The organism is Paenibacillus sp. sgz302164 (assembly GCF_056120505.1).
In genome coordinates this window covers 343,556-370,122 of sequence record NZ_JBVYOL010000003.1, presented here as the reverse complement: position 1 = coordinate 370,122, position 26,567 = coordinate 343,556, and the positions used below count along the sequence as shown (strand labels likewise).

Below are 26,567 nucleotides of genomic sequence, written 5' to 3'. Positions count from 1 at the left end.
AGGTGCTCCAAAATAAATCTTGAACATTTTGGCATAATAACGATAGAACATTTTGACAATAAAGAGAGGAATTCGGATATGTTTCCCAAGGCAGCGGACTACTTTCTAAAATGGGATACATGGATAGGGGCGTTTGCCGTTTTTGCCGTTCCGTTTACGATATCCAGAATATCCCACTGGCTGCAAGGCAATGATCGGAAGAAAAGGTGAGTTCGATGACGCCATATAACTTAACGGAAAACCTGGATGAGAATTTGCAAATGATCAAAGAAAGCGTAGGGCACAGGCCGGACATTTTGTTCCGCAAGTTTAAAATAAACCGTTCCGATTGGGAAGCCAGTGTCGTTTATATGGAAGGTTTGGTGGATAAGGCTGTTCTTCAGGAGCAGGTGATCAAACCGTTGATGAGGGCAAATGATCTGCCTGACCCCGATGCTGCGATTACAGTAGAAGAAATGAAGGCATGCCTGGAGTACTCCGTTATTTCCATAGCCCAAATTCGTGAGGTTCAATCTTTGGAAGAATGTCTGTCCGAGATTTTGGGAGGGGACGCCGTTCTGTTTATAGAGGGCCTGCCGGAAGCGTTCATCCTGGGCACTGCCAATTGGATAGGCCGGTCGATCGAGGAGCCTGTATCGGAAGCGGTTGTCCGGGGGCCGAGGGAAGGCTTTAATGAAATTTTGAGCCAAAATATGGCGCTCGTTCGCCGCAGAATCAAAGATCCCAATTTAGCGATGATTAATTATCAGGTCGGAAGACGTTCAAAAACAAACGTGTCGCTCCTGTATATCAAAGGCTTGACCAACGTAGGATTGGTGGAGGAAATCAAAAGCCGCATCGAACGCATCGATATCGATGAGGTTGCCGGATCAGGCTATTTGGAGCAGCTGATGGAGGAAAATTGGCTGTCTCCGTTCCCGCAGATACAAAATACGGAGCGTCCGGACAGGGTGGCCAGCGCCCTGATGGAAGGCCGCGCAGCTTTGATGGTGGACGGAACTCCGTTTGCTTTATTGATGCCCGTTACGTTCTATATGCTCATAACGTCATCCGAGGATTACTACGAGCGCTGGCTGCCGTCCTCGCTCATTCGTCTTCTCCGGTTCGGGGCGGCATTTATCGCTCTGTTCCTGCCGGCTCTTTACATCGCTTTGATCTCTTACAATCACGGATTAATTCCGACGAAGCTGGTGATTTCCATCGCCGCGGGGCGGGAAGGGGTTCCTTTCTCGTCGATTATAGAAGCTTTGATTATGGAAATCACGCTGGAAATTTTGCGCGAAGCAGGACTTCGGCTGCCCAAACAGATCGGGCAAACCGTCAGCATCGTCGGCGGATTGGTCATCGGCCAGGCTGCCGTGCAAGCCGCCATCGTAAGTCCGATCATGGTGATTGTAGTGGCGTTAACGGCAATCTCTTCTTTTGCCATACCGCAGTATAACGGAGGGCTTGCCATTCGGATGCTGCGCTTCGCCATGATGATGGCGGCGGCTGTAATGGGGCTTTACGGGATTATCCTCTTGTTTATCATTATAACGGTCCATATGTCGAAGCTAAAAAGCTTTGGAGTAGGCTATTTGGAGCCCTTCGTTCCTATTCATGTGAGCAACTGGAAAGATCTGCTCCTCAGGCTGCCTCTTCATATGATGAAACGCCGGCCAGAGATGAATAAACCGCAGGACCGCACGCGGCAGTAGCAGAAAACGAACGGGAGAAGATGCCATGACGATAAAAAGCGAAGAGGGGCTCACAGCTACACAGGCTTCCTTGCTTGTAGCGAAAAGCATGATCGGAACGGGAATTCTCATTCTCCCGTCGGGAGAAACGCGGGACGTCGGTACTTCTGACGGCTGGATTGCCGTCTTTCTGAGCGGAATCATCGTTTTGTTCCTGGGGTATGCAATTGCCAGGCTGAGCCAACATTTTCCCGGGCAAACGTTCTTCCAATACAGCCGGACGATAGCCGGGAAATGGCTGGGCATATGCCACGGCATCGTTTTCGTTCTGTATTTCACCTTTGCTTCCGCATACCTGGTGCGCTTGATGGGCGAAGTGATCCGCATGTACTTGCTGGATACAACCCCTATTGAAGTGATCATCATTACATTTATGAGTGTTGCGGCTTATGTTACGCTAGCTGGCATAAGCTGTATCGCGCGAGTGACCGAACTGTACTTTCCGGTCATTTTGATTATCCTGGTCGCGCTTATTCTGGCCAGCTTGGGCGATTTCAAGACGGACAATATCCGGCCGATTCTAGGCAGCGGATGGGCGCCGGTGTTGAAGGGAATCAAGACCTCCGCTCAAGCGTACAGCGGCTTTGAAGTGATGCTGCTATTTACGGCTTTCATGAAAGAACCGCAGAAAGCGGTGAAAGCTACGCTAAGCGGCATCGGGGTCGTTGTTGTTTTTTACACGCTGATTGTCCTGCTTTCGATCGGTACGCTGACGGCAGAAGAAGTGAAAACGACCACATGGCCGACCATGTCAGTAGCCAAAAACATTGAACTGCCGGGAGGCTTCTTCGAGCGGTTCGAATCGATGTTTTCCGTCCTGTGGGTGCTGTCGATGTATACGGCTTTCGTACCGTACCAATATGCGGCAAGCCTCGGAATAGGGCAATTGTTGAATAAGGATTACCGGATCTTTGTCTTTGCCATTCTGCCCGTGATTTATATGATCGCCATGTTTCCGCGTGATTTGAACGGCGTGTTCAAGTTCGGAAGCATGGTCGGAAACGTTGTTTTGTTTGTTTCGATGGCTATGCCTTTGTATTTTTTGCTTTTGTTAAAGCTGAGGGGGAACCGCCTTGTCAAAAGCTAGAAGAGTCCTCATGCTGTCCTCCCTTCTGCTGCTCGTTCCCGTCGCAGGGTGCTGGGACAGGGTTGAGATCGAGAACGTGGGCATAGTTCTGGGGATCGGATTTGATTTGCCCGCCAAGGAAAACAGCACAAAGACCATGCCTGACGAGCAGAGGCTGTCCATGATTCATCATATTGCCATACCCAAGAGGTTCGCAGCCAAGGAAGGCGGGCTCGCCGTCAAGAACTATGTCAACCTCGCCAGCGAAGGCAGCGTCGTTTTCGATAATATTAAAGAGGTATCAACGAGGATTTCCCGCATTCCCAGCTATGAGCATTTGGCCGTGATTGTAATTAGCGAGGAGGTAGCGCGGACTTTCGAACTGCAAAATATGATCAACTTCCTGCTTCGCAATACAGAGGCAAGAAGATCGATCCGAATCGTGATATCCGAAGGAAAAGTAAACAGCGTTTTTGAAAAGCAAGGAATCAATGACAATCCGGCCCTGAGATTAAGAGGGATGGTCGATGAATTCAATAAGACCCTGCTCATGACATCCGCGATGAAAGTAGGAGACATGTCGGCAAATTTGAGCGGGAAAAATAGCTTCGTCATTCAGCGGGTCGTAACTTTCGGCAAGGAATCGAAAATTTCCGGAGCGGCCGTCATCAGCGGAAAGAAGGCGAAAATGGTCGGTTTGCTGGATGAAAAGGAGGTCGTTGGGCTCAATTGGCTGAGAGGGGAGAGGAAGGAGGACGGGATCGTCAAAGGCATAGAACCCAAAAGCGGAGCGGCAGTCGTCTACGAGGTCCGAAAAATAAAAAGAACCGTCAAACCTAAAGTCGAGGGGGATAAAATTTCTTTTGACGTCATGATTCAATCGGAAGGCAGATTAAGGGAAGATTGGGCCATCCCCGGAAACGCTCTTGAAGAGGATTTTGTAAAAAGAGCGGAGCAGGCCGCGGAATTATCCGTCAAGGAATCTGTAGAAAAAACGCTCGCCAAAATTCAAAAGGACTTGAAAACAGATGTGGCCGGGTTTGGGAAAAAGCTGGAAATTAAATATCCGCAAGTTTGGAAACGGGTCAAGGACAATTGGGATACCGAGTTTGGTAAAGCGTCCGTAAATGTCCGTGTAAAGATGCAAATTAACGAGTATGGCACGAGAGGAACGAAGAAAGGCTGACCACTCGGAGCAAACCGCAAGGCCGCGGGTGCAGCTTGGCAAACCCGAACAGGCCGGCAAAGCCGCGCCGCGGCCTTATGCGGACGCTTAAAAACTGCACGGCGGGAGCATGAGGGGGCTTGCTTTGGACACGGCGCGGGCCTCTCACGACCCGGGTTGTTGCGCGGCGGGGCGGGGGCGTGAGGTAGGCGAGAGGTTATGAGACGGCTCGGCCTGCCGAGCCGATGGGAAAACTTGCGAAAATGGCTCGTTAAGTCGAAAAGCCTGCAAACGTGCAGGCTGCCCAAAAACCCCCCACATTAGGGGAGGTAGCCATAATCTGCCTGGCTGCGCGAAGAAAACCTGCAAAAATACATGAATTTATGTCCTTGTTCACTGGCCACGAACAATTCCTGCAAAAGTGCAGGCTTTTCAGCGGGGAGATGGGCTCAGGCTCACTTTCAGCGAAAATTCCTGCACTTTTGCAGGTTTTTTGCCAAAATGAGCTAATTTCAGAGGAAAAACCTGCACTTTTGCAGTTTTTTTCCACCTCGATGTCTCCCTACTCATTTTGTTCAGTTCCGCGACCTCACAAGGGGAGGTGTGCGCCCGGAAAAAGTGGTCGTCCTCCAAATTAGCCCCGCTGCTTCCCCTAACCCTCGCAGATTATCGCGACTTTCTCGGGCGGCAAAAATTTCGTTCAGCCGTTCAGCTGGCTGGGCCACAGCACATAGCTGGCGCGGTCCTTTTCGGCGCCCAGCAGCTGCAAGTACTGCCGCTCGGGAGCTTCGGCGATGCGGACGCCGTTCCAACTGTCGACGACGATTTTGCGGAGATGGTTTTGCTTCATGAACAAGCGGAAAACCGTCTTGAGCAGTTGGCCGACTTCCGCTTCGTCGACCGGTACGGCTTGCCCGGTCTGATAAATCCGCTTTCCGTTATTTTCGATCCAGTACAGCCATTGATCGCCCCGGATGACGAGATAGTTGCCGTTTTTGCGGGCAAACGAGATGCCCGGATAGTCCGGCCACGGGAGCAGAAGACCGAACGGGTTCGCCGGATCAACGGAGCAGATTAGCGTAACGGGCTCCCCGGCCGGCACCTGCAGGGCCGGAGCCCGGCCCGCGTCCTGATGAAGAAGGGTAATAAAATCTTTGGACGCGAACTGCAAATACGGCAAGTTTTGAATAAACAGGCCGCGCACGACGAGCCCCCATTCTTCCAGCTGCCGGAGCAGCGGCAGCAGCGTTTCCCAGGGGAACGGACAGAGGGCGGCGGCCAAATCCCGGGTTATGATGCCGTAGCTGTCGAGCAAATGCCGGACCCAGGCCGCGGCCGAAGCTTCTTTGTCGTAGCCGGAGCCGCCAAAAATGTCAAGCGGGTACCAGCGGCCTAGCCCGGACTGAAACTTCCCGGGTTTTTTAGTGCCCGCTTGCGCATGCAGGCGCAGCGGGGCGAACTGATCGCCGGCCGCCCGGCCGTCCCAGACGAGATCGAGCAGCTCGGCCAGCAGCGCCGAAGGCGGCCTTCCGGTTTCGATGCCGAGCTTGCTCAGAAAGCAGGCTCCTTTTTGTTCCAGAAGGCCAAGCAGCTCCGGATGGGAGGCCGGTCTTAGCTGCGCCGCCGACAGGCACGGCTGGAACAGCGAACCGCTTTCGGCCGCAAAGAAGGCGATTTTGCCTTCTTTTTCGTCAGGCTCCTTTTTGCCGATCCAAAAAATATCGCCGGACGAACAAAGCAAGTCCAGGTCCTGCTTCCGGTAGCCCGGCTGACGGGCGGGAAACAGCGCCGCTTCCCAGAGGGAAACCGGAAGGAAGAAGCCCTGCAGGTCGCCGATAATTCCGCGCAGCCGCTCTGCGCCGGTATGCTCCGAAGCTGCGGCCAGCTTGCGGCGCAGCGGCATGTGCCGCAAATACGTCTGCGGAGAGATCGCCTCTCCGTTGCGGCGGAAAGCTTGCAGCGACATGCGGATGAGCCGCGATGCGACTTTGCTGCTCGTCCACAGCTCCTCGACGTCCGGGTCGGCAAAGGGAGCCGCTTCCAGCGTGCGCGCTTCCGCCGCCGCGCGGACCCAAGCAGCCGCGGCATCCGGCGGCAGCGCATAGCGGTCCGATAGTTCCTCGACCTTGAAGGACAGCCTGCCATCGGCATACCTTTGCAAAATAAACGTTTTCGCACTGTCCGAATCGGCGAGGGACGCGTACAACTCCTTCTCGTCGCTGCAAATGTAATACGAGGCGCCGCGCAGTTCCGTCGTCGCGACGCCGCCGCGGTCCTGCAAATGCCGCAGCCATTCCGGCAGCAGCTCTCCGTCCAAAGCGTGCACTTGCAGCAGCTCGGCAAGCGTAGACTCTCCGCGCTCCTTCAAATAGCGGAGCACGTCGTCCGCTGCGCCGAGCGGCGCGTCGGCTTTGGCGAGCCGCCGCTCTTCCGCGGCGATGGCCTGCGGGCTGACCGCATTGCGGACGGCTTCGGCGCCGAACACGTCGGCGGCCATCCGCCGGCTGAATCCGAGCAGCTCGATTTGCAAGTCCTGAGAGAGCGCATCCGACTCATAGAGCCGGGTCTGCACGTAGTCGGCCTGGAACTGCCCGGCAAGCGGCGACGGAAAATGGCTGCGCTGCACGGCGAAGCGGATTTGCAGGCGGGACACGCCATCCAGCACCTGCTTGAGATGCCCGATATCGACATGTTCCTCCAGACATTCCCTCATCGCCTCCTGAAAAAGCGGGAACCGCTCCTTGAACGGCAGCGCCTCCTTCAGCAATTCCTGGCCGCGCAGCCGCTTCTTCCAGGCCGGCATCCGCGTGAAGCTGCGGGTCAACAGCAGCGAAGTTTCGGCCAGGCGCTGGAACGCCCCGCCGAACATCGCGGATTGGGCGACTGCTTCGACGACCAGCGTCTCGGCTTGTTCGGATGCCAGCGACATGATGCTTTGCACAATAGCTTCGTCGTAGCCGTCAAAAATAAGCTCGATCCCGTTATCCCGCGCATTCGTATACAGTGCGGAATAGCCGGCTTGCGCCAGCTTCCGGCCGATGGCCATCAGCCAGGTCCGGTTGAGCTTCCGGCCCAGCAGGCTGTGTACAATGTAATGCGTATGATTTTGCTCGTCCAGGAACGTCTCGATGACGAAAGTGCGGTCGGTAGGCACCGGAGCGACGGCCATTTGATTGCGGACGAGCCCGATCAGGCTATCGGCGGCTTCCGTATCCATGCCATACTCGCGCATCAGCCATTCCTGGACGCCCACGTCGGCGGCTGTGCGGCTCGTGGCAGGCTCGGGGCCGGCGGCGCCATCCGGCTGCATGTGCAGGCGCGCCTGCAGCTCCCTCCACAGCGCGCCGGTCTGCATGCCGAGCTCGAACGATTTGCCGCCTGCCTCGCCGCGCCAGAACGGAATTTCGCTGTAGCGGTTCTCGGCTTCGCGGACGTAGATCCGCTCCGGCCGGATGCGGACGATGCGCCAGGAAGCCGTGCCCAGCTGAAAGACGTCGCCTACCGACGACTCCTGGATGAATTCTTCGTCGAGCTCGCCGAGATGAAGCCCGGTGTCGCTATGGTGCACGGGGTACGCCGTGCTCTGCGGGATCGTGCCCGCTCCGGTGAGCGCGGCCATCTGCGTCCCGGCCAGGGGGCGCAGCCGGCCGGTTGTGCGGTCCCATTCGATCAGCGGCCGCACGAACGGATAGAAGCCGGCGAGCACCTCGAGCATCGCCTCAAGCTTGCCGCGCGGCAGCCCGCGGAAGCTGTCGCTGCGCTCCAGCAGACCGGCGAGCGACGCCGCGTCCCAGTCGTCGCCGAGGCTGACGATGGCGACCGTCTGCTGCGCCAGCACATCGAGGCCGCCCTGCGGGATGCGGATCGCCTCGATGTCGCGCGCCGCGATGCGCCGGCCGAGCACGGCCAGCTCCGGCAGTACGCTGCGGCTGCGCGCGAGCAGCACGCCGCGGCTGACGTCGCCGACGGCGTGGCCGGCGCGGCCGATGCGCTGGATGCCGGCGGCCGCGCTGAACGGCGAGTCGATCTGGATGACCAGATCGACATGACCGACGTCGATGCCGAGCTCCAGCGACGAGGTGGCTACAAGGCAGCGCAGCTCGCCCGCTTTCAGCATGCGCTCGACTTCGAGCCGCTTCTCGCGGGCGACGCTGCCGTGATGGCTCTTTGCGTACTCATACCCGACGTGGTCGTTGAGCCGCAAAGTGAGCCGTTCGCAAAGCCTGCGGCTGTTCGCGAACACAAGCGCCGTGCTGCAGCCTTCCATCAGCTGCAGCAGCTTGACGACAAGAGGCGTCCATACGGCCTCCTTGTCGGCTCCGGCCCGGGCGGGTTCCGGCATCGTCACCCGCAGCTCGTACCGCTTGTCCGCTTTGCTTTCGACAATCGCCACATGCCGCGGCCCTTCGACTTCCCAGCCGCCGAGAAACTGCGCGACGCGCTCGATGGGCTTCTGCGTGGCCGACACGCCGATCCGCTGCACGCTCCGGCCGCACCACGCATCCAGCCGCTCCAGCGAGAGCGACAAATGCATGCCGCGCCTGTCGGCGGCCAAATCGTGGATCTCATCCACGATGATGCGCTCCACGCGCCGCAAAATCTCTCTTGCCCGCGGGGAAGTGAGCAGCAAATACAGCGACTCCGGCGTTGTGACCAGCACATCCGGCGGCGTCCGCAGCATGGAAGCGCGCGTGCTCTGCTTCGTATCCCCCGTGCGCACGCCGGCTGTGAGCGGCTTCCAATCCGGCTGCTGCAGCGACTCGGCGGTATGCTGGATCTCCTCCATAAACTGCAGCAGGTGATGATGGATATCGTTGTTCAGCGCTTTCAGCGGCGTAACGACGAGCGTGCGGACACCGGCGGCATAGCCGTCCTTGTCCTGCATTTTCCGCCTGGCGGTTTGATCCAGGCACGGCAGTAGAGCGGCCAACGTTTTGCCCGATCCGGTCGGGGAGGAAATGAGCGTATGATGTCCGGACGAAATTTGCCGCCAGGCTTGCCTCTGAACGTCGGTCGGTTCTCCGAACCGGGAGGCGAACCACTCCGCTAAAACCGGATGGAAGCCGTATTCATCCTGCAAAAATCGTGTCATTACCGACATCTCCTCGCTCACATTTTCTTCCAAGATAGCATATCTCATCTTCCCGTTCCAGACAGACAGGCATTTTGCTTAAGTCACGGCTCTTATTCCCGCTCAAGTTCGGCAAGGCCGAATAGTTAGGTTTTCTTAATTTTTTTTCGGGCAAGAAGGGGATGCGCAAGTATATGGATAATTATACTATAGTAAATAAAAGTTAACTGGGCGAGAAGGTAGGGTCCGATGGATAATTTGCACTTTTTTAAAAGTGTCGTGCGTTCCGATTCAATCACTGAGTCTCTGGAGCATTTGCAGAGATTTTCCAAGTACTTGCTGGGCAGCGAGCAAATATGCATTTTTCTTTTTGACAAGAGACGCGGGGTCGAGCATATGGATTCTTATACCAGAAATATTCCCGCAAACAAACTGTCCGGATTGATCAAAGCTTCGAGAAAGACGAATTTGTTCTACGCCGTTCCTGAGGGCAGCGATGTCATTACGGCAATCCCCGCCCAGACGGCCGGAATCGAGTATGGCGCGCTGTTCGCGTTCAGGCTCCAATGCGACGGTTACGTCGGAACGTTGGCTTTTTGCTTCGACGAAAGAACGCAGCCTTCGGAAGACGCCCTCGGCGTATGCAACCTGATCCGTCTGCACATGGAACATTTGATCGATAAAATTCATTTCCGCAAGCAGCTGCATCATTACACCAAATACGAAGGCCTGTTCAACATGCTCAAGATCAAAGACGAGTTCACTTTCGACCATTCTTATAATGTAGCGTTTTATGCCTCGCTGCTGGCTTCGAGGATCGGGCTGCCCGCACCCGCCATCGAACAGATCAAAATCGCCTCGCTGCTTCACGATATCGGGAAAATTATGATCCCGGACAATATTTTGCTGAAGCCTTCGCCATTGAGCGAGGACGAAAAGCAATTCGTCAAGCGTCATCCCTTGCTCGGTTGCAAGCTGCTGAAAGCTTTTCCGGACTCCGACGCCGCCATGCCTGTAGTCAGATGGCATCATGAACGGATGGACGGAAGGGGCTACCCGGACGGGCTGCAAGCGGACGAAATTCCTCTGCAGGTGCGCATCGTCACAATCGCCGACGCATTCGACGCGATGACCTCCAATCGCGTATACCGGCCTTCCTTGCGCATCGATGAAGTCAAGGAACAAATGCGGCAAAATGCGGGCACGCAGTTCGATCCTGTATTAGTCGACGAATTCCTGAAAGCATTGACCGATCAAAGCAAGCTGAGGCTGCTCCAGCAGTGAGAGTAAGCGGGAGCGCCATCCGCAGCAAAGGGCCGAGCGGGCTGTTGAAGCAGCCGCAAGGCCCTTTTTTCGGCTTATCCAGGCAGGCATTCCATGAAAATACTGAAAATAGCGGAATCGAAGGAACGCAGTACCGTGGAAGCCGGGCCGAATCATGAGAAGCGTCGAATGCTTGCATGGATCCGTTCGCTTTCCCGCTTCCCGTTATTTAAAAAAGCTTTTTGGAATAATAAACCCATCGAGGGATACCAACTGGTTTAATGGATTGCTATGTAGTGACCTTTCCGTGCCAAACTCATTATCCAAATAGCTCATCTTGAACATATCCCGAATCAATTTGGATTTTTGCGAAGAGGTACTTTGAGCTACACCGAAATATTGACAGATATCCTGGGCAGTCACATAAGGGAGAAAGCTTTTGTCGAACAAGAAATTGACAGTTCCTATTGCATGAATAATTCCCGCCGCCCAGACTTCCAGCTTGCCCGACATAAAGGGAACCGTGCGCTTGCGCCCAAGCTTTTCCACCATTTTAGTAGACAATTGCTCGTACTCTTCATCCAAATATTCTTGACAAAAGCTCTTCACCAATTGGAGCAATCGCTCCTTCTTTTCGAGCATTTTCGGGTCTTTCATTGAAATACTCCCTCCTTTTACTAGAGTTTATCATAGTTCACTAGCCGCTTCCTAGCATGTTGGAATAGTACAGGTTTATACCCTGGATTAGGGGGAGTGATTGCATCCCCACATGCCAGAGTCGATGGCTATAATCTACCTGACGGGTACGAAAAAAGCCTGCAAAAATACATGAATTCGCGCCCTCGATGCGCTGGCCTCGCGCAATTCCTGCAATTGTGCAGGCTTTTCGCCGGCGCCTGGGCTCAACATGCATGTTTGTCAAAAATTCCTGCACATTTGCAGGCTTTTCACCAAAATGAGCCATTTTCGCAGAAAATTCCTGCACTTTCGCAGGTTTTTCCATTTATTCAGTATATTTATTTTGGAAGGGCTCTATATACTATTCATTGCTCTTTTAACGTGTATGCTATAATCAAACAAAGACAACCAAGCGAGGTGAAGCTGATGAAATGGGGAGAAATTACTGAGTTGCACCCAGGTCGTTTTGTATTAGTGGAAGCGATCAAAGCAAGCACCAATAACCGAATGCGTCAGTTGGAGGATATGGCGGTTATTCAGGATTACGACAATCCGCAAGAAGCGTGGAGCGGGTACAAGCATTTTCACAAGCTGTATCCGACACGCGAACTGTACGTATTCCACACCAGCCGAAGTGATGTAGAGGTTGTTGAAGAGTTTTTCTCAGGTGTACGGCAACGGTAATGAAGATACAACTCCAGTATGGCTTGCCTATTGTCTCCTTGACCTTAACTCACAACAATCAATCGATTATTTTACCGAACGTCTTATTCGATACCGGATGTGCCGCAACGGTGTTTGATACCGATGTACTTACTCGGATTGGCATTTACATTGACTTTATAAACGGAAGAGCAAAGCGAATGTATGGAGTAGGGGGACTAGCGAAATTTGCTATGAACAGATCATCCCTGACCTTCAAATTGAACATTTTGCTTTAAACGATTTTCCTATCCAACTCGGATCCATACAAGAGTCTTACGGTTTTGACGGCATACTGGGCATTGATTTTATGATAAGAGCCAAATGTAAAGCCGACTTTGAAACAATGGAAATTACGTTTGCAGATTAAAACAAGCAATGTCCTATATGTTGGGATAGGTATTTTTACTAAATGAATTTAACAAAAATAGCCCCTTCTCCGTTTGTGGAGAAAGGGGCTCACCGTACTGCAATCAATCCTGGGGTTTGTTGAACGTTGAAATATTGTTATGCGCCAGCCGGCCGCAGGCCGCCGCTACGAGCCCGCATACGAGATCGTCCACGAACGTATTGCACTTGCCGCCTGTATGGTCGCTGTCGAGTTCTTTAATGATGCCGATTTTGGCTTTATCCAAATAGCCGAAGTTCGTAAGCGCGATCGTGCCGTACATGAGCGGGATCGCTGTCGCGATCGATTCATCCACGCCAAACAGCCCTTCATCGGTGCCGACGATATGGTTGTACTGCTTGTTGAATTCGCCCTGCTCCACGGCCGTGTCGATTTTGATGGCCAACTGCACCGTATGGAACGTCTGCTGCTTGCGCAAAACGGCCAGCACATGATGCTCGCAAATTTTGCGGTCCAAGTCGGGGGTGTACGGCCGCTGCAGCATATCGACGATATCCACGAGATCGTCAAGCTTCACTCCGCGCGATGCCAGCAGCGCCAGGTTGCGCTGAGTGTAGTCCTCTTTTACATTCTCGGAAATGACTACGCTGGCCGTAGAGGCGACGAGGGCGCAAATCCCTTTGGACAAAAACGATTTCGGCCTTTTATTCGGAAAAAAGAACCGGAATTTGCAATCCACGAAACCGAACAACGAACTCGCCCCGCTGCCGTACATGCCGCAGATGGACATCGCAATCGTCCGGTGAAGGTTATAGGCAGGGTCTTTCATGCTGGCGAGCAGCTCGGGATCATGCTTCACTTTCTTGTCCAGCTCCAGCAGCGTCGTCATAACATTGTACGTTTCCGTCTTGCCGAGCACACCCAGCAAAGTTTCGGCGATCAGCTCGTAAGGAATTTTTTTGATGCCTTTCACTTCAACCAATAAACGGGCTACCGCCGTTTCAATATCCGCCTGCGGGAAATGGTGGAAAACTTCTTCCCTCATTTCTTTCAAGACGAGCGATTTTTCTTTCAGAAAAGATCTCATGACTGAATGCCTCCGTTTCTACGCCGTTTCTGGTTGAATGCGGCGCCCGCTCCCGCGCGCAAAGCCGCCGACTACCATCGTATACCCATTCGCTTCCGAAAACTCGCATTCCTCTAATTCGCTATATATAGGATTCGGTCCGCACCCGGCTCCAGCTGCCTGATCCGGCCCTCCGCTTCCAGCAGCACAAGATGCGCGATCGTCTCCGACAGCGCGAAGCGCAGCTGGTGCACGGTCAGCCGGTCGCCGAAGGCGGCGCGGCAGACGTCATAGGCGCTGAGCGCCTCGCGCAAGTACCCTTCCATGAGTGCAAGCCGCTCATGATGATGGCGCACGAGCTCCGCTGCGCGGGCGCCAAAATCGGACCAAGGCTCCCGGTGCCCCGGGTAAGCCGTTGTCACCCGCAGCCTGCCGATCTCCTGCAGGCTGGAGAGGTACGCGCCGAGCGGATTGTCTTCCACCTCCGGGAGGAAGCTGACGTTCGGCGATATTTGCGGCAGGACGTGGTCGCCGCAAAAGATCGCCTCCGCCTCGGCGTCGTAGAAGCACAGATGACCCGCGGCATGGCCGGGGGTCTCGATCGCTTCATACGCCCGGTCCCCGAGGCGTACGGGTCCTTCCCGCAGCAGCGTCACCTGCGGCTGCGGCGACACCATCGGGACGAAGCCGGCCATGTGCTTCGTCATCTCTTCCAGCCCGGCGGCGGGCAAGCCGTGCCGGGCGAACAAATCGAGCAGCAGCGCCGACATCGGCTGCTCGCCCTGCCACAGGAGCTGCACCTGCCGCCAGCCGGCCTCCGAGAGGAGGACCGGCGCGCCCGTGCGCTCCTGGAACCAGCCGGCCATCCCGTAATGGTCGGGATGGTGATGGGTGAGCACGATCTGCTCGACGTGCTCGAACGCGATCCCGCGCTCCTGCAGCACCGCGTGCCAGAGCGCCTCCGCATCCGGGGTGCGCAGCCCCGGATCGATGAGCGTCCAGCCGGCTTCGCCGCGGACGAGGTAGCTGTTCACCCAGCGCAGCGGGAAAGGCAGCGGAACTTTGACTTGAACGATGTAGTCGTTGCAATCGATAGCTGTTTTCATTCTTGACTCCTTATCCTTCCCGATGTCCGACAAAAATCATGCGGCTGGATTGCTCCGTACTGTAAGGCTGGCCGTCGTAACCGCCGTAGACATGATCGATATGCAGCCCCGCCCGGCCCAGCATCGCTTCAAACTCGCTGCGGCCGTACAGCTTCACCTGTTCCAAATAGCGGCGATCCGGCTTGCCTTCCTCGGAAATGACGATCCGCTTGCGGACGTATCCGTCTTCAATGGTCCGGGTTTCTTGAATCGTAAGCCCCTCTTCCGTCCGTTCCGATAGGGGAACGAGATTGGCCTGCACATGCGCAGGATTGAGGTAATCGACGATGAACTTGCCGTCCGGCCGCAGCAGGCGGCGCATTTCGTGAAAAACCCGCTCGTTTTGCTCCATTTCCTCAAAATATCCGAAAGAAGTAAACAAATTCACAACCGCATCAAAGCTGCGGTCCAGCGGCACTTCCCGCATATCGCCGCGCAGCCATTCCACCTGCTTGCCGCTGTCCTGCTTCATGGCTTCGGCCAGCAGCACTTCCGACAAATCGACGCCCGTCACCTGATAACCGAATTCGGCCAAAGCCATCGAATGGCGCCCCATGCCGCAGCACAAATCCAGCACCTGAGCCCCCCGGCCCAAATGGAGCCAGTCCATCATTTTCTTCACTTCATGGTATGCACCTTGCAAATCTCTGTGCTTATAAACGACTAAATAATCATTCCCAAAACTTTCCTGATACCAAACCATTGCCCCTCACACCTCTGTCTGCAAAAAAATAAAATTTTCCGGGCCGCATGCCATGCCGCCAACGATCAGCAATCAGCCGAATTTTTCATTCAATTGGCTTAAGCCTTCCAGCACTTCTTCCTTGCTCAAATTGCCCGCAAGCAAAACGTCTTCCTCCGCAAGCAGCAGACGCTCATAAAACAACCGGGCCCGCTCCATAAAGAGCTCATCCCCGGGGTGATCCTCCATATAATGAAACAGCACATCTTCCGCCTTGGAAAATCGCCCGTTCTCATCATAATATTCAAACAGCAGCAGCTTCACCTCCGCCGGCAGGTGCAAGCGTGTCAACCGTTCGAGCGCCTGCTCAATGCGGGGAGCGGCCTCTTTGTGAATATCGGCCTGATCCTCCTCGTCCAATCGGTCCAGCATCAGCAGCAGCTCCAGCGATTTCAGATGATACCTGTACGCTTCTTCAGGCTGCTTGTCCGCTTGATGGAGGTCGCCCTGCTCCCTGAACAAATCCGCGACGATCAGCGCTTTGCCCGAATCGAGATTGCCCTGATACGTCAAAAAATCTAAAATGTCCTTGCAGGACAAAGACTGCAGGGAATGGACATTCAACCCCAGCAAATGCCTGCTGGCTTCTTCCAGCAGCCGCTGCGCCTCGCCAAACTGATGCTGCTCCTTATGAAACAAAATGCGGTTCAGCGTAACGGTCAACTGCTCAATTTGCCGCATAAAATAGTCGCGCCTGAACATCGAAGCCGTCTCCTTTCCGGCAAAATACCTCTTTTCAGCTTACCACGGCTCAGGATGAAACTCAAAAGCGGAGAACGCCCATTTTTGCCGATTGACAGCACCATTGATTGCGGCACTTCATAAACTATTTTGACTGTATCCCTATACCTTGTATTTCCCAATACCCGAGCAAGGAGGGGTGACACACATCCATGAGCAGCGACCACAAAAACAAGTTTCTACTCACCAACCGCGAACGCGAAGTCTTTGAACTCTTAGTGCAGGACAAAACAAAACAGTACAGATTACACCAAATTTTCATCATAAAGAAAATCGGCCTTAATCTCAGGATAAATGTTGAATTTTGAAGGGATAGTGCCGCGACCCTTCTCAGTTATTTGTATATAAATTTTATCGAATATGCTCCGGAGTATTTGATTTTTACTTTTTGTATTTATCGATGAATTAAATGTTTCTAATGCTGAACCGATGTTGACTTTTATTTTTTCAGGATTAATCACAGGTTTTTCAATATTTTTATTGTGTGAAGCTAACATATTTTTTAATTTTTCTTGTTCAGATTTAATCTCAGCTTTACTCTCTTCGAATTCTTCATCATCATATTTACCTAACTCATATTTTTCACGTATAAACTTCATTCTTGCTTTAAGTTCTGCGCCCCTACGCTCTACATACTGCTTGATATCTTCAACTGACTTTTTAGGGACTGTTTTTTCAGCCATCAATGGAAGGAGGGTTGAAGACACTTCTTCTTCAGAAAGATCACGAAAGTAGCCTAAAGCCATAATAATTTGTTTAAGAACTAAATCATACTTAACCATTGTACATCTGTTGTGTCCACAAACCATAAATACTTTATGGTGAATCTTAACTGATCCGTCTTTCCTGCTGACGTATTTTTGGTTTTGTTCATTCCTAACCATTTTCATGCCGCACACATTACAAACCATTATGCCGGTTAACTCGTAAACGGTGGCTCCTGGTTTAACCCGCGGATTATAATTTTTATTCGCTCTCTTTTCTTGAGCGATGTTCCATGTATTCATATCAACAATGGATGGGTGAGCATTATGAACGATAATATGTTCTTCTTCAGGACGATCCACTACAGTACCATCGGGTAAAGTTTCTGTTGTACGCTGTTTTGTAGTTCCGATGTAAGCTTCATTACCTAAAAGATTATCAAGAATATCAGTTCTCCATCTGTCCATTCCTGTTGGAGTAGGAATTCCTATCTTCAATAAGTAAGTGCTAAGTGCTCTATGCCGTACATCTATCTTCTCTCCGTTTTCTGATTTTGGATCAGGTATTCCATTTACCCATAAATCAAAGATGATTCGCACAATTTGGGCTTCTTCTTCCAAAATCTCAAGTTTTGTTGTTATTGAGCTCACCTGATAGCCGAATGGAGCAGTTCCAGACATCCATTTGCCTTCCATAGCTTTTGTATACCGGCCACCCGCTAAACGCTCTTTGGTTGTCTCGAATTCTTCACGGGATAAGAATAATTCAAAACGAATTTGTTTTAGGTCGGATGGATTCTTGGGATCGTATAACTTCCATGGAGTAATGATGAATATTCGTTTTTCAACTATTAAGTCGTAAATAATCCCCATGTCAGTATAAGAGCCGCGGCCCATCCGAGTTATTTCTTTCACCGCAATAGCTTGATACTTTCCCATTCGAAGATCCTCTATTACCTGTTGAAACACTGGTCGGGTTGAAATTTTGTCGCCAGAGCCGATTTCATCTACTTGATCGTATGGGACTCCAAGAGGGATTAAGATACGATCCATCAAATCACGCATTGCCTTCAAGGTATCTTCGTGAGTTTTCTTTTCAAGTTCTTCATCCTGACGCGATTTGCGATTGTAGTTAATTATGAATTTGATTCCAAGTTGTTTGATGTAAGAAGCATTAAACACTTAAATCACCCCGTTACATTCCCGATTCCTTTATTTTGCGTAAAGTTCTATTTACTTCAACACTAACCGTCCGATCTTCCTTTTCTGCTCTTTCCCGCAGCCATCCCAATATTTTTGGATCAAAATATATCGCTTCACGGGTCTTATTATCGTGGACGCCTTTGCGTGGTTTTAATGACTTGTATTTAACACCCTGCAACCTCATAACTTCTACATCTTTTGGCAGATTATCGATGGATAATCGGCTCGAAATATGAGGCGCTGCCGCAATCCCTCGAACTTGTTTACCTCGCGACTTGTGGAAATCCATATATTTATCAAGTTGCTTTATGGTTCGATTATTGACGACATCTTTTTTCAACTCAATTATATACATTATGTCGCCGTCATATCCGACAATATCCATTCTCCCGCGATTGCCTTCTGAAGTCTTTATATTCACTTCATGATACCAGTATTCAAAGTTAAAATATGATTTTAAATTTTTGACCACATGTGATAACAACTCATCTTCCGTGTCGTATTCGAACATTATTCACCGACCCTTCCCACGTTATATTTCTCAAGAAGAAGTTCTATCGCTTGATCCAATAACTTTGATTTGGGTATTTGTGTCTTGTCGGCTAATGCGTCAAATTTCTCCGAGAGATCATTGCGCAACGAATTTGACAATGCCCTCCTGGTTTTAAGTCCTCTATTACCACTCTGTTCTGACATAAAATCGCCTCCTAAATACATCATAAAATAAAAAGCAGTTGAATGCAATAACATTCAAATATATACTTGCAATTGCATTCAATTGAATGTATAATAGAGTTAGAAAGGAGGTGAACAAGAATGGATAAACAAGCAATGAAAGCTTTCGAAAAGCTACAAAAAAGAGAACACCTTTTGCGAGTGTTGCGCGACCAGATGGGACTGGGGCGCATCACACGAAAGGTGTTCTGGGAAGAAAACAACAAGGTCATCGAGAGATATCAGCTCTCGGATGACGAACAGCGCGCTTACGAAATGTACCGAAAAGTACAAGAGCAGCGCAAACGCAAGTAGGTTTTTCGGAGGGAGTTAGCGGCTCCCTCCCCCAATATTAACATAAGCAGCTTCGAATATACAATCAGTTGGCGATCTTACGCAGGGAGGGAGACAGTATGAAATATCAATTCAAGGGTATTATTAAAGGCGCTTACAGCGAATATCAATCTTATGGTTTGGAAGAAAATGCTGTTCACAAATTTTCTGGTCCAACCCTACATGATGTTATTCAAGGATTGGCTCTGGAAGAATGGACATTCATTCTTAAGGTGAATGGTAAGCGAATTAAAGATGTGTTCAGATATATCAAGCGGCAAGGTCTGCACCCTGAATCATACATGCGTGAAGCAAACGAAGAGGGACTTCCCACAGGGATGTCCGCAACAAGTTCATAATATAGGCCCTTCGGGGCCTTCCGGGAGGTACGGGATATGAACGGACTAAGGCATCTGGATTATGCCGTATACGGTAAACTGATCGTGCCAATGATTCTGTTGGACGCCGACAGTTTGCTTAAGCTGATGGACGATAGCGACGCCGGAAAGTGCATGATCGTATGCATTCGCCGCAAACGGGGAAGGAGGTAAATGAGACGCCATGAGCCTCCAGAAAGCCGCGGGAGAGCTTTTATCGTTGGATGACTCATACATCGTTGAAGTGCGAAACGGTGACGTATACGAAGCTGTGACGCTTGAACAAGCAAGGGAATGGAAAATGGCAGAAGGATGGCCGTTGCTGGGTGGTATGTATACGCGGGTAAAACGTTGAGAAAGGAGCGCGGAAGCAATGCTCATAAGTTACACAATCTCATTAGGAGAAGCAGCGCGTTTCGGAACGCTGCAGATAGACAACAACGTTCTGGCCGGTCTGGACAAAACAGGTATATCTAACAAGATATCCGATTATGTTTGGATCGAGGCCATGCAGCACATAGACACCAAATGGGAAATCGTAGACGAATCGGTCGGCGGACGGTAAACGCTGGGAGGTAGTGGGAATGAAAAGAATCATTATCATTAACAAGGTAACAGGGTCGGAGAAAGAGTACATCGAAGAGCCATTCACCACCATGAGGACACGCATGGTGCCTTACCCAGAAGAAGCGTTTAGCGCTGATGTCGAGACAGTAATCGTTGGTGCGGAAGTGGGGACGCTCGTTTGCAAGCATAAGACCGGCGAAGTATTCTATCGGAACGAGCAACTCGGCATCGAAGCGTCGATGGCAAACCTGATATGCAAGCGTGAAATAACCGCCTGATGAGTCCGCCGCGGAAACGGACGAAACTCTCCGCCTAACTGACGGAGAGTCGCGGATATCCGCTACGAGGGAGCGCGCAACTCCCCTTTACATAGATTGTTCTTTGATATACACAAACTGATTTTACTGTAAAAAATCCCCTTATGATTTCCGATATATGGATTTATGGGGGGCGAATACGATGGAACTAGAACAATTTACACAGCTAATTGGCAATAATTTTAAAGCAATGGCCTGGTCTATATTTCAGCTTACTTTGATATATATGATAGGCCCATATTTTTTAACTGCAATAATAGCGAGATTCGTGTTTAAGATTCGGGGAACAGTGTTTAATCTAATTACTGGACTTGTAGCTATTATTGGTGCCTATTTGTTTTTCAAATATGGAATTATTGATTTACCAAGTATGATTGATAGAAAGCTAAAGGGATAGATCTTACAATGTTATGGTTTACAAATGCATCCCTTTGTTGGAAAATATATTATATGCTATTATGTAATTAATGGGAGTGATGGTAATGGAAGTTGTACCAAGTGGAAAAGAATTTAAAGAAAAGGAATTCGATTTAAACAATCTCAACCAAAAGGATTTTATGTTAGAGTTTCTTGTAACAATAGCTAATGAATCAGGAAATTCAGATATATCGATTGGAGTTACATTGTTTATTGGTGGATCAATAATTTCTGGAACAATAATACCAGGTATTAAATATTTCAGTGAAGTAGCAAATCAACTTAGCACTAAAGGGAATATCGGAGAATTATTGGCAGATAAATACCGGTATTTCGGTCAGGAATTCTTCAAACCCGAAAATAACAACCGCCCTGAAATGATACACCTTAGAAATGCTAAATATTATGACGGGAACAGATTAATAAATATGGGTTTATGGAGAGGGAAAATTCGTTCTATCGATGGTTACACTATTGGGGAAATGACGCCAGTTCAAAATTAAAATTTCTTAAACACCCAAACCCGGGTGTTTTTATTTATCGAAATTTGTTGTTTACAAGACCCCTCCTCTGTTGGAAAATGTAGGTGGGGAGGTGAACTAATTGAGTTTAAGTTTTTCTGAATGGAATTGGACAGCGATTTCGGCTGTTGGGCAACTAATTGCTGCGGTAATAACTTTGATAGCGATTTTTGTGTCACTTCAAATCGCTAAGGCATCTGTTACTTCGAAAGTTAAAATAAGGTGCCAAAAATCAAGGACGATTTTTAATCGACATGCAGTAGTATTAGTAAATACAGGTCAATGTCTTATCAGCATTGAATCATACGGCATTCTTTGGGCAAGATCACTTAGATTGAAATCAACCGAAAACTTGACAATATTCTATAGAGGTTCTGAAATAAAGGATATTCAGCCGTCAAAGACATTAACTATTCAACTAAACGATAATGAAATTGCTAAAATATGTGGATTGAGCAAAAGTAGTACCGTGAATTTATTTGCTTTTTTTGTAGATTCGAAAGGAAGTGTTTTCAAAAAGAGATTTAAATATTTCGTGCATTTGGAATCAGGCGAAATGAAACTTTCTGAAGATGCGTTTGATAAAATAAGAACAGTCTAAGCACTCCGTGGGAGTGCCTTTTTTATTTTCCCTTTTTCTTATTAAATGCCTCTATAAAAGCCTCTATAAACTCCAATTGCTCCTCTGAAAATTCGCTCATGTCCAAATTCAATATTGCGCCATTCGAAACATAGTTTGGAGCAGGATTGTCCGTTCTGCAAAGCAAGTAATCAGCAGATACCCCGAATACATCACATAATTTATTTAGCATTTCAATGCTTGGGTTTCTGGATATTTTCTCGCTGTCACTTTCGTAACTCTTTACCATTCTTTCCGAAACGCCTAATTTTTCGGCTAGTTCTAACTGTGTCATATTTAATTTTTTCCGTAATTCCTTCACTCTTTTTCCAAAAGTTGAATCCAAAGAAACCACTCCTATTTTCGATTGACAGTGTACAATAAGTACACTAAAATAAAGTTACGAAGTGTACTTATAGTACACTAAAAAATTGATTTTAATACACATTTAGTTCACTAAAGAAGGTGATGGATATTGAAATTAAACTTGAAAGAACTTAGGTCGGCAAAGGACATGACACAAAGAGAGACGGCCTCAATGCTTGGTATTACAACGAATTACGTTAAAAAACTTGAGAATGGTTCCCGAACTCCATCGCTCAGATTGGCAGAATTAATTGCTAAAAAGTTCGAGTGCAAAACTATCGACGAAATATTGAATAAGGGTACTTAAAGTATACCATAGGTAAGGAAAAATTTCCTCACCCAGAAAGTTGGTGTCATGGATGGAGGTAAAGAAGGAATATTCCCAATGCTTAATTTGCCGTCGTAAACTGAAAAATCCAGAAGCCAGAAAGACCGGCATTGGATCAAAATGCAAAAAGAAGTACCAGAAAAAAACTTCTCAGAAGGTTTATCAAATTGAATTGTTTGAAGGTGAGAAGGGATGATGTTTCCGAAACCGCAAAAGCGAGAAAAGGAAAAGAAACCTTATAACAGTTTACAGAGCCGGAAGAAGGTCAAAAAATCACTTCCCGAGTGGAAACAAAACTTATTTTCTCATCACGAGCACAAACCCAATAACGCAGATAGAGCGGAATTCCCTCCCGTGGTTGTAAAGTCCGCAATCGAACGTTCAGGTGGCATCTGTGAAAGCTGTAGGCAGGCCCCTTGTGCAACAACTCATCATGTCGTTGGTCGGGGACGATCCGGACGCGGCGTCTTGTCGAACGCTTACCGGGCTTGTGGAAACTGCCATATCGATATAGAAAGCAGCGAAGCAAAGAAGCAAGAAATAATTGCATTATACCGCAAACTGTACGGGGAATACTTCTGGTTTGATGAAGAAGATTGGGCTGAATACAACCGCAAACAAGAGGTTGAACGGAAGCATGAACAGGAAAAGCAGCAGCGCTTGGACCGGCTGGAACCCATCGTAAACCTGCTCAGTATCGCGGCGGGGAGAAAGTTGAAAGTAAAAGAAATAAGGATCCTAGATGGTATGGATGACCGCGAAATGAACATCTTCGCTTCTCTGATACATGATGTAGTGAAGACTGAAACGTCTTCGCTCCCATTTGGATATGGTAATTTCGACGACTAGGAGGGAAAGGATTGATACAGTTACTTAAACGTGAAGCAGATATGTATGAATTCTTGAAACAAGGACTTACGCAAGAAGAAATCGCTAAGAAGATCAGGAGAAAAAGGACAACTGTAAAAAGCAGAATTAATGCGCTTGTCGGTTTTGGTTTAGCTGAAATAACAGGCCGAGATAATAGGTTTTTTACATATAAAATCATCGATAAACCATATGAAGTTATTGCAAAAAGGCCAAAACAAACAGTGTTTCCCGGAAGGGATGTTTACTTACGTAAACAGATTGAAAATATAAATCTTACTGAGGCGCAATGGGAAGACCTGCGGAAAAAACGTAATGAAAAGCGGAGTAAGCTCGCTAAGGATTTCAATTTGACTAGGTTGCAGCTTAACTTTGCATTACTACGATTATTTGGCTCAAATGATGAGAAAATACTTGAGGAGGGATGAGTGTGAGCGATTCCGCTTCCAATTACTTTTGGATTCGAGTATTTGATTACGTTCATGAGCGTGATCGATTTGAAAAGGGAATTATGCTGGACGAGTTTTATTTGAAGGATGTACGTGATCGGGATGAAGCAAAGAAACAAGTTAAGGAGCGATACTCTAATGAGACCGCTGCGGCCCTCAAGTTTGCCAAGCCAAAAAAGGAAACAAACGGCATATACGCAATCGTCATGGATAGCGAAAAGTATTGGTATGATCGATTCTACCTCACAATCGACACATGCTGTTTTTGGTGTCATGCGCCAGTCAAAGGCAAAGCAAGTGAGTTCCCCCGTGCTTGCATAAATGAGCGAGGTTGGTATGAGAATTCAGACAACGCTTTTTCTGACTTTGAACAAACCGCATACTTCTGTACCTATGATTGTCGAACAAAGTTTCATAATAGCCAGAGGGCAGGAAGCGAAGGAGAATTTCAAGAGAAGGAAGAAGGTAGGGGCGGCGATGTATTCGGGTACATTTACCTGATTTACAACCGGCAGGAGGATGTTTACTATATCGGCCAGACAAGATTTATGCCCTTTTTCCGATGGCAAGAGCATGTGAAAGATGGAAGTAAAGGGAATATCAGCGATCTAAGTTTTAGCGTTTTGGCTGAGGTCAACCGAGACAGAAGGCAAAGCGATGAACAAAATCAATTACTTCTGAATAGCGTTGAAGCGTGGTGGATTACAAAGTACGAGCATGAGCGGCACAAGGTTAAAAACCTTACAAGACCAAAGATAACAATTGATTCACTTAAACAGAGGTTCAAAGATATGGTTATCAAGCAAGAAGAATTACATATCGGCTAAGGCCGTTTATCTTTACTCATAAGGAGTAGTGAATAAAGTGTCCAGAACCAAAACAAAACCAGAACTGACCTGTTCCCACAAAACCTATGACCTGGACGGCTGGGAAGGCGGCATAGCGGTATACGCAATGGACGGGGAACACGGCACTAAGATCATTGCGGTTCCCCGGCTAGGAGTGTCAACCTGCCTGATCGGACGGGACGATTCATCCTCTATTCGGTCAATGTTGAATAGAAACCAAACCATGCGAAATGACCACATTCAGAAGGAATTGCTCGCAAATATGATCCTTTATGATTTTTCCACATAGAGATTTATCCTCTCACCCATAGGAGGGAAAGAACATGAAGCCAGAGATATGGTTTGACGAAAGCGGAGAGTTTCATGAGAAGTTCTGTTTTTATTGCAAACATTTTGAAGCTCCACCTAAATGCACACTAGACAACGAGGAAACAGAACCGACATTTTGTTGTGAAAAATATGAGCCCAAGGAGGACCAATCATGAATGAAACATGGTGCGTAGCCTGCGGACACGCAAAAGAAACGTTACTTAAAATCGTAGTTGTCGATAATAAACCACCTAAGAATTACTGCGTTGACTGTATCGTCAAGCGTTACGGAGATAAGGAGTCCTAATCATGTGCCACAAACACGAAATAAAAGCAGCTCGTCGCGGAGCAAAGCTACTTGAACAAGCCGGACACCAGCATGAGTCGTATGCAGTAGAAAGCGTAATTGCAGACGCTGAAAGTATGTACCATAGAAGCAGTGAAGTATCCAATCTCAAAAAAGGCGATTACGTGGTCATGCACACTTGTATGGAAGCAAGCAACCCCAAGTATGCCGGCCGAATATGGAAATGTAAATCAGATGCTTTTCGCCCAAAAGGTCATGATTACTGCTCAATCTTTTTGGAAGGATTCAGCGGTTCGTTTTCGGCAGAATTTCTCGAGAAGGTAGATTTGTCTACTGTCCCTATTGAGGAGGCACCCACACATGAATGAGTCCATCCAAAAAGAAATACAGGAACCGAAAACGCTAGGGGAATGTCGGGATATTTTTAAGCGTTTGGGGATCATGGAACCCAAGTTGCCGCTAGACGAATCTATATTTCCGAATGCAAGAACTCTTGCTGAAATACATAACACAATGGTCAAGCAAGGTAAATTGATTGAGAAGCAGGCAAAGGAACTAACCCGTCTACAAGGCATAGAACAGAAGCTGAAACAGGCGGAAGAAACGTTGCAGTTCTATGCCGACAAAGCCACATACGATATCGAACATCTAAGCAGGCATGGATACATCATCATTGACAAAGATGGCGGCGCCCGCGCACGTACTGCACTCGGATACAAGGGTGATGGAGAAAAACATTATGGACCTTTATCAAATGCATATGATTTCGGTTCACTGCATTACAAAATAGCATATCACGCCTTCAATGTACTGGCGTTTGATTTTGATTCAAATGAGAAGGCACTTGAAGCATTGGCTAAAGAATTTGGAGTAACAACATCTGAGTTGTGCAAAGCATTGGAGGAATTGTACACCGATAACGCCGACCCAGATGGTGAAATATGAACCGAACAATTTACGTAGCAGGCGTTAACAGGAAACATCTCGCCGCATCGGCAAGTGAGGTCCCGTATTGGCTCTTGAGTTGCACACTGCTCCGCAAATATCCCTCATGGATCGATCAGTATATGAGTCGTGATGTAATATGGGACCCGGGAACATTCTCAGAAGATCCAGTGAGTTATTCATACTTCCGGCATTATATCGACCGTTACATGCGGTCACATCATAGATACCTACAATATGACGAAATAGGTGACGCAGAAGCCACGGAGTGGTACCTCAAGGACATGCGAAAGCGTGGGTACAGTCCGATTCCAATCTTGCAGGGTAGATCATTCCATCTTCTTAGACAAGAGCCAATTTTAGCAATCGGTGGTTTAGTTCGGATGAACGACGAAGAACGGACTAAATACTTGAACGAGATATTCTATGATTATCATCCGGTCGGAAGGATTCATCTGCTTGGGATGATTAATCATGAGTGGTTCGCTCCATATGAAACGGCACTCCAGGGCGACAATACAAGCTGGATTCCTCGGAGTGATTGGAACAGACGGAAAAGCATTGCGGAATGGATGAAGGAATACGGAAATCAGTGGATACCTTACAAGCCGCATGAAGTTGTTCAAATAGCAATGGGATTCTAGGAGGCACG

33 protein-coding genes and 1 pseudogene are annotated in these 26,567 nt (G+C 49.1%); 24 read left to right on the top strand and 10 right to left on the bottom strand.

The window, feature by feature from the left end; genetic code table 11:
* The first annotated feature begins 215 nt into the window (after positions 1-215).
* The 3 genes from AC0LWT_RS07500 to AC0LWT_RS07490 are packed head-to-tail and all read left to right on the top strand — an operon-like array spanning position 216 to position 3,988.
* Positions 216-1,697: a spore germination protein gene (locus AC0LWT_RS07500; protein WP_474680602.1), complete on the top strand. Its 1,482-nt coding sequence runs from the start codon at positions 216-218 to the stop codon at positions 1,695-1,697.
* A gap of 25 nt (positions 1,698-1,722) precedes the next feature.
* Positions 1,723-2,823, top strand: a complete 1,101-nt coding sequence (locus tag AC0LWT_RS07495; protein WP_474680601.1) for a GerAB/ArcD/ProY family transporter — start codon at positions 1,723-1,725, stop codon at positions 2,821-2,823.
* Positions 2,810-3,988, top strand: coding sequence for a Ger(x)C family spore germination protein (locus tag AC0LWT_RS07490; RefSeq protein ID WP_474680600.1), 1,179 nt, complete (start codon positions 2,810-2,812; stop codon positions 3,986-3,988). The genes AC0LWT_RS07495 and AC0LWT_RS07490 overlap by 14 nt, the downstream gene beginning before the upstream one ends.
* Before the next feature lie 679 nt (positions 3,989-4,667).
* Here the strand turns inward: AC0LWT_RS07490 and AC0LWT_RS07485 are convergent.
* Positions 4,668-9,059, bottom strand: a complete 4,392-nt coding sequence (locus AC0LWT_RS07485; RefSeq protein ID WP_474680599.1) for a DEAD/DEAH box helicase — start codon at positions 9,057-9,059, stop codon at positions 4,668-4,670.
* 228 nt (positions 9,060-9,287) lie between these two features.
* Here AC0LWT_RS07485 and AC0LWT_RS07480 point away from each other — a divergent pair, with 228 nt between their 5' ends.
* Positions 9,288-10,322, top strand: coding sequence for an HD-GYP domain-containing protein (locus AC0LWT_RS07480; RefSeq protein WP_474680598.1), 1,035 nt, complete (start codon positions 9,288-9,290; stop codon positions 10,320-10,322).
* Between the two features lie 204 nt (positions 10,323-10,526).
* On the opposite strand, the gene AC0LWT_RS07475 is transcribed toward AC0LWT_RS07480, so the two are convergent.
* On the bottom strand, positions 10,527-10,958 hold the full coding sequence (locus AC0LWT_RS07475) for a DUF6398 domain-containing protein (protein ID WP_474680597.1): 432 nt from the start codon (positions 10,956-10,958) through the stop codon (positions 10,527-10,529).
* 96 nt (positions 10,959-11,054) lie between these two features.
* On the opposite strand from AC0LWT_RS07475, the gene AC0LWT_RS07470 reads away from it, so the two are divergent.
* Positions 11,055-11,663, top strand: coding sequence for a hypothetical protein (locus tag AC0LWT_RS07470; RefSeq protein WP_474680596.1), 609 nt, complete (start codon positions 11,055-11,057; stop codon positions 11,661-11,663).
* A 491-nt stretch (positions 11,664-12,154) separates the two neighbouring features.
* Here the strand turns inward: AC0LWT_RS07470 and AC0LWT_RS07465 are convergent, their stop codons facing one another.
* From AC0LWT_RS07465 to AC0LWT_RS07450, 4 genes are all read right to left on the bottom strand, one after another.
* Complete coding sequence (locus AC0LWT_RS07465) at positions 12,155-13,117, bottom strand: phosphatidylglycerophosphatase A family protein (RefSeq protein WP_474680595.1); 963 nt, start codon at positions 13,115-13,117, stop codon at positions 12,155-12,157.
* Positions 13,118-13,230: 113 nt separating this feature from the next.
* Positions 13,231-14,202 (bottom strand): MBL fold metallo-hydrolase, encoded by a 972-nt coding sequence (locus AC0LWT_RS07460; RefSeq protein ID WP_474680594.1) that lies wholly within the window; start codon positions 14,200-14,202, stop codon positions 13,231-13,233.
* Between the two features lie 10 nt (positions 14,203-14,212).
* Complete coding sequence (locus AC0LWT_RS07455; RefSeq protein WP_474680593.1) at positions 14,213-14,944, bottom strand: class I SAM-dependent methyltransferase; 732 nt, start codon at positions 14,942-14,944, stop codon at positions 14,213-14,215.
* 72 nt (positions 14,945-15,016) lie between these two features.
* Complete coding sequence (locus AC0LWT_RS07450; protein ID WP_474680592.1) at positions 15,017-15,685, bottom strand: DUF6483 family protein; 669 nt, start codon at positions 15,683-15,685, stop codon at positions 15,017-15,019.
* A gap of 191 nt (positions 15,686-15,876) precedes the next feature.
* Here AC0LWT_RS07450 and AC0LWT_RS07445 point away from each other — a divergent pair.
* Positions 15,877-16,023, top strand: a pseudogene (locus AC0LWT_RS07445) (helix-turn-helix domain-containing protein); the annotation flags it as partial.
* On the opposite strand, the gene AC0LWT_RS07440 reads toward AC0LWT_RS07445, so the two are convergent.
* From AC0LWT_RS07440 to AC0LWT_RS07430, 3 genes are read right to left on the bottom strand one after another with little or no spacing between them, the layout of a single operon-like run.
* On the bottom strand, positions 15,970-17,610 hold the full coding sequence (locus AC0LWT_RS07440; protein ID WP_474680591.1) for a recombinase family protein: 1,641 nt from the start codon (positions 17,608-17,610) through the stop codon (positions 15,970-15,972). The pseudogene AC0LWT_RS07445 and the gene AC0LWT_RS07440 overlap by 54 nt on opposite strands.
* A gap of 13 nt (positions 17,611-17,623) precedes the next feature.
* Positions 17,624-18,142: an endonuclease NucS domain-containing protein gene (locus AC0LWT_RS07435; protein WP_474680590.1), complete on the bottom strand. Its 519-nt coding sequence runs from the start codon at positions 18,140-18,142 to the stop codon at positions 17,624-17,626.
* Positions 18,142-18,327, bottom strand: coding sequence for a ribbon-helix-helix domain-containing protein (locus tag AC0LWT_RS07430; protein ID WP_474680589.1), 186 nt, complete (start codon positions 18,325-18,327; stop codon positions 18,142-18,144). The genes AC0LWT_RS07435 and AC0LWT_RS07430 overlap by 1 nt, the downstream gene beginning before the upstream one ends.
* 120 nt (positions 18,328-18,447) lie before the next feature.
* Between AC0LWT_RS07430 and AC0LWT_RS07425 the strand changes: the two genes are divergently transcribed.
* From AC0LWT_RS07425 to AC0LWT_RS07390, 8 genes are all read left to right on the top strand, one after another.
* The gene (locus AC0LWT_RS07425) at positions 18,448-18,660 is read left to right on the top strand and encodes a hypothetical protein (protein WP_474680588.1); all 213 of its coding nucleotides are present in this window, start codon (positions 18,448-18,450) and stop codon (positions 18,658-18,660) included.
* 98 nt (positions 18,661-18,758) lie between these two features.
* Positions 18,759-19,037 carry a hypothetical protein gene (locus AC0LWT_RS07420; protein WP_474680587.1) on the top strand — a complete coding sequence of 93 codons (279 nt, stop codon included), beginning with the start codon at positions 18,759-18,761 and terminating at the stop codon, positions 19,035-19,037.
* Between the two features lie 36 nt (positions 19,038-19,073).
* Positions 19,074-19,229, top strand: a complete 156-nt coding sequence (locus AC0LWT_RS07415; protein ID WP_474680586.1) for a hypothetical protein — start codon at positions 19,074-19,076, stop codon at positions 19,227-19,229.
* Between the two features lie 199 nt (positions 19,230-19,428).
* A complete protein-coding gene (locus AC0LWT_RS07410) occupies positions 19,429-19,620 on the top strand; it encodes a hypothetical protein (protein ID WP_474680585.1) in 192 nt (63 codons plus the stop codon).
* 19 nt (positions 19,621-19,639) lie between these two features.
* The gene (locus AC0LWT_RS07405) at positions 19,640-19,900 is read left to right on the top strand and encodes a hypothetical protein (protein WP_474680584.1); all 261 of its coding nucleotides are present in this window, start codon (positions 19,640-19,642) and stop codon (positions 19,898-19,900) included.
* 181 nt (positions 19,901-20,081) lie between these two features.
* Positions 20,082-20,336, top strand: coding sequence for a hypothetical protein (locus AC0LWT_RS07400; protein WP_474680583.1), 255 nt, complete (start codon positions 20,082-20,084; stop codon positions 20,334-20,336).
* A gap of 85 nt (positions 20,337-20,421) precedes the next feature.
* The gene (gene gvpU, locus AC0LWT_RS07395) at positions 20,422-20,859 is read left to right on the top strand and encodes a gas vesicle accessory protein GvpU (RefSeq protein ID WP_474680582.1); all 438 of its coding nucleotides are present in this window, start codon (positions 20,422-20,424) and stop codon (positions 20,857-20,859) included.
* A gap of 100 nt (positions 20,860-20,959) precedes the next feature.
* Positions 20,960-21,478 carry a hypothetical protein gene (locus AC0LWT_RS07390; protein WP_474680581.1) on the top strand — a complete coding sequence of 173 codons (519 nt, stop codon included), beginning with the start codon at positions 20,960-20,962 and terminating at the stop codon, positions 21,476-21,478.
* Between the two features lie 22 nt (positions 21,479-21,500).
* On the opposite strand, the gene AC0LWT_RS07385 is transcribed toward AC0LWT_RS07390, so the two are convergent.
* Positions 21,501-21,842: a helix-turn-helix domain-containing protein gene (locus tag AC0LWT_RS07385; protein ID WP_474680580.1), complete on the bottom strand. Its 342-nt coding sequence runs from the start codon at positions 21,840-21,842 to the stop codon at positions 21,501-21,503.
* A 129-nt stretch (positions 21,843-21,971) separates the two neighbouring features.
* Between AC0LWT_RS07385 and AC0LWT_RS07380 the strand changes: the two genes are divergently transcribed.
* The 10 genes from AC0LWT_RS07380 to AC0LWT_RS07335 all read left to right on the top strand — a co-directional run bounded on the left by AC0LWT_RS07380 (position 21,972) and on the right by AC0LWT_RS07335 (position 26,559).
* A complete protein-coding gene (locus AC0LWT_RS07380) occupies positions 21,972-22,169 on the top strand; it encodes a helix-turn-helix transcriptional regulator (protein ID WP_474680579.1) in 198 nt (65 codons plus the stop codon).
* Between the two features lie 52 nt (positions 22,170-22,221).
* Entirely contained in the window at positions 22,222-22,386 is a 165-nt protein-coding gene (locus AC0LWT_RS07375; RefSeq protein WP_474680578.1) for a DUF6011 domain-containing protein, read from the top strand.
* Positions 22,383-23,039 (top strand): HNH endonuclease, encoded by a 657-nt coding sequence (locus AC0LWT_RS07370; RefSeq protein ID WP_474680577.1) that lies wholly within the window; start codon positions 22,383-22,385, stop codon positions 23,037-23,039. The genes AC0LWT_RS07375 and AC0LWT_RS07370 overlap by 4 nt, the downstream gene beginning before the upstream one ends.
* Positions 23,040-23,050: 11 nt before the next feature.
* Positions 23,051-23,485, top strand: a complete 435-nt coding sequence (locus tag AC0LWT_RS07365; RefSeq protein WP_474680576.1) for a hypothetical protein — start codon at positions 23,051-23,053, stop codon at positions 23,483-23,485.
* Between the two features lie 2 nt (positions 23,486-23,487).
* Entirely contained in the window at positions 23,488-24,333 is an 846-nt protein-coding gene (locus AC0LWT_RS07360; protein WP_474680575.1) for a GIY-YIG nuclease family protein, read from the top strand.
* A 344-nt stretch (positions 24,334-24,677) separates the two neighbouring features.
* Complete coding sequence (locus AC0LWT_RS07355; RefSeq protein WP_474680574.1) at positions 24,678-24,839, top strand: hypothetical protein; 162 nt, start codon at positions 24,678-24,680, stop codon at positions 24,837-24,839.
* Entirely contained in the window at positions 24,836-24,970 is a 135-nt protein-coding gene (locus tag AC0LWT_RS07350; protein WP_474680573.1) for a hypothetical protein, read from the top strand. The genes AC0LWT_RS07355 and AC0LWT_RS07350 overlap by 4 nt, the downstream gene beginning before the upstream one ends.
* A 2-nt stretch (positions 24,971-24,972) precedes the next feature.
* Positions 24,973-25,338 carry a hypothetical protein gene (locus AC0LWT_RS07345; RefSeq protein ID WP_474680572.1) on the top strand — a complete coding sequence of 122 codons (366 nt, stop codon included), beginning with the start codon at positions 24,973-24,975 and terminating at the stop codon, positions 25,336-25,338.
* Positions 25,331-25,915 carry a hypothetical protein gene (locus AC0LWT_RS07340; protein WP_474680571.1) on the top strand — a complete coding sequence of 195 codons (585 nt, stop codon included), beginning with the start codon at positions 25,331-25,333 and terminating at the stop codon, positions 25,913-25,915. The genes AC0LWT_RS07345 and AC0LWT_RS07340 overlap by 8 nt, the downstream gene beginning before the upstream one ends.
* Before the next feature lie 383 nt (positions 25,916-26,298).
* Positions 26,299-26,559: a hypothetical protein gene (locus AC0LWT_RS07335; RefSeq protein WP_474680570.1), complete on the top strand. Its 261-nt coding sequence runs from the start codon at positions 26,299-26,301 to the stop codon at positions 26,557-26,559.
* Positions 26,560-26,567: the final 8 nt, after the last annotated feature.

What these genes read in the sequence shown, in the direction of transcription:
- AC0LWT_RS07375 (WP_474680578.1), top strand. Translation starts at nt 22,222, where the DNA reads ATGGAGGTAAAGAAGGAATATTCCCAATGCTTAATTTGCCGTCGTAAA.
- AC0LWT_RS07425 (WP_474680588.1), top strand. Translation starts at nt 18,448, where the DNA reads ATGGATAAACAAGCAATGAAAGCTTTCGAAAAGCTACAAAAAAGAGAA.
- AC0LWT_RS07345 (WP_474680572.1), top strand. Translation starts at nt 24,973, where the DNA reads ATGTGCCACAAACACGAAATAAAAGCAGCTCGTCGCGGAGCAAAGCTA.
- AC0LWT_RS07450 (WP_474680592.1), bottom strand. Translation starts at nt 15,685, where the DNA reads ATGTTCAGGCGCGACTATTTTATGCGGCAAATTGAGCAGTTGACCGTT.
- AC0LWT_RS07335 (WP_474680570.1), top strand. Translation starts at nt 26,299, where the DNA reads ATGAACGACGAAGAACGGACTAAATACTTGAACGAGATATTCTATGAT.
- AC0LWT_RS07475 (WP_474680597.1), bottom strand. Translation starts at nt 10,958, where the DNA reads ATGAAAGACCCGAAAATGCTCGAAAAGAAGGAGCGATTGCTCCAATTG.
- AC0LWT_RS07500 (WP_474680602.1), top strand. Translation starts at nt 216, where the DNA reads ATGACGCCATATAACTTAACGGAAAACCTGGATGAGAATTTGCAAATG.
- AC0LWT_RS07465 (WP_474680595.1), bottom strand. Translation starts at nt 13,117, where the DNA reads ATGAGATCTTTTCTGAAAGAAAAATCGCTCGTCTTGAAAGAAATGAGG.
- AC0LWT_RS07495 (WP_474680601.1), top strand. Translation starts at nt 1,723, where the DNA reads ATGACGATAAAAAGCGAAGAGGGGCTCACAGCTACACAGGCTTCCTTG.
- AC0LWT_RS07350 (WP_474680573.1), top strand. Translation starts at nt 24,836, where the DNA reads ATGAATGAAACATGGTGCGTAGCCTGCGGACACGCAAAAGAAACGTTA.
- AC0LWT_RS07340 (WP_474680571.1), top strand. Translation starts at nt 25,331, where the DNA reads ATGAATGAGTCCATCCAAAAAGAAATACAGGAACCGAAAACGCTAGGG.
- AC0LWT_RS07485 (WP_474680599.1), bottom strand. Translation starts at nt 9,059, where the DNA reads ATGACACGATTTTTGCAGGATGAATACGGCTTCCATCCGGTTTTAGCG.
- AC0LWT_RS07435 (WP_474680590.1), bottom strand. Translation starts at nt 18,142, where the DNA reads ATGTTCGAATACGACACGGAAGATGAGTTGTTATCACATGTGGTCAAA.
- AC0LWT_RS07455 (WP_474680593.1), bottom strand. Translation starts at nt 14,944, where the DNA reads ATGGTTTGGTATCAGGAAAGTTTTGGGAATGATTATTTAGTCGTTTAT.
- AC0LWT_RS07400 (WP_474680583.1), top strand. Translation starts at nt 20,082, where the DNA reads ATGGAACTAGAACAATTTACACAGCTAATTGGCAATAATTTTAAAGCA.
- AC0LWT_RS07415 (WP_474680586.1), top strand. Translation starts at nt 19,074, where the DNA reads ATGAACGGACTAAGGCATCTGGATTATGCCGTATACGGTAAACTGATC.
- AC0LWT_RS07355 (WP_474680574.1), top strand. Translation starts at nt 24,678, where the DNA reads ATGAAGCCAGAGATATGGTTTGACGAAAGCGGAGAGTTTCATGAGAAG.
- AC0LWT_RS07370 (WP_474680577.1), top strand. Translation starts at nt 22,383, where the DNA reads ATGATGTTTCCGAAACCGCAAAAGCGAGAAAAGGAAAAGAAACCTTAT.
- AC0LWT_RS07430 (WP_474680589.1), bottom strand. Translation starts at nt 18,327, where the DNA reads ATGTCAGAACAGAGTGGTAATAGAGGACTTAAAACCAGGAGGGCATTG.
- AC0LWT_RS07420 (WP_474680587.1), top strand. Translation starts at nt 18,759, where the DNA reads ATGAAATATCAATTCAAGGGTATTATTAAAGGCGCTTACAGCGAATAT.
- AC0LWT_RS07410 (WP_474680585.1), top strand. Translation starts at nt 19,429, where the DNA reads ATGCTCATAAGTTACACAATCTCATTAGGAGAAGCAGCGCGTTTCGGA.
- AC0LWT_RS07460 (WP_474680594.1), bottom strand. Translation starts at nt 14,202, where the DNA reads ATGAAAACAGCTATCGATTGCAACGACTACATCGTTCAAGTCAAAGTT.
- AC0LWT_RS07480 (WP_474680598.1), top strand. Translation starts at nt 9,288, where the DNA reads ATGGATAATTTGCACTTTTTTAAAAGTGTCGTGCGTTCCGATTCAATC.
- AC0LWT_RS07405 (WP_474680584.1), top strand. Translation starts at nt 19,640, where the DNA reads ATGAAAAGAATCATTATCATTAACAAGGTAACAGGGTCGGAGAAAGAG.
- gvpU (WP_474680582.1), top strand. Translation starts at nt 20,422, where the DNA reads ATGGAAGTTGTACCAAGTGGAAAAGAATTTAAAGAAAAGGAATTCGAT.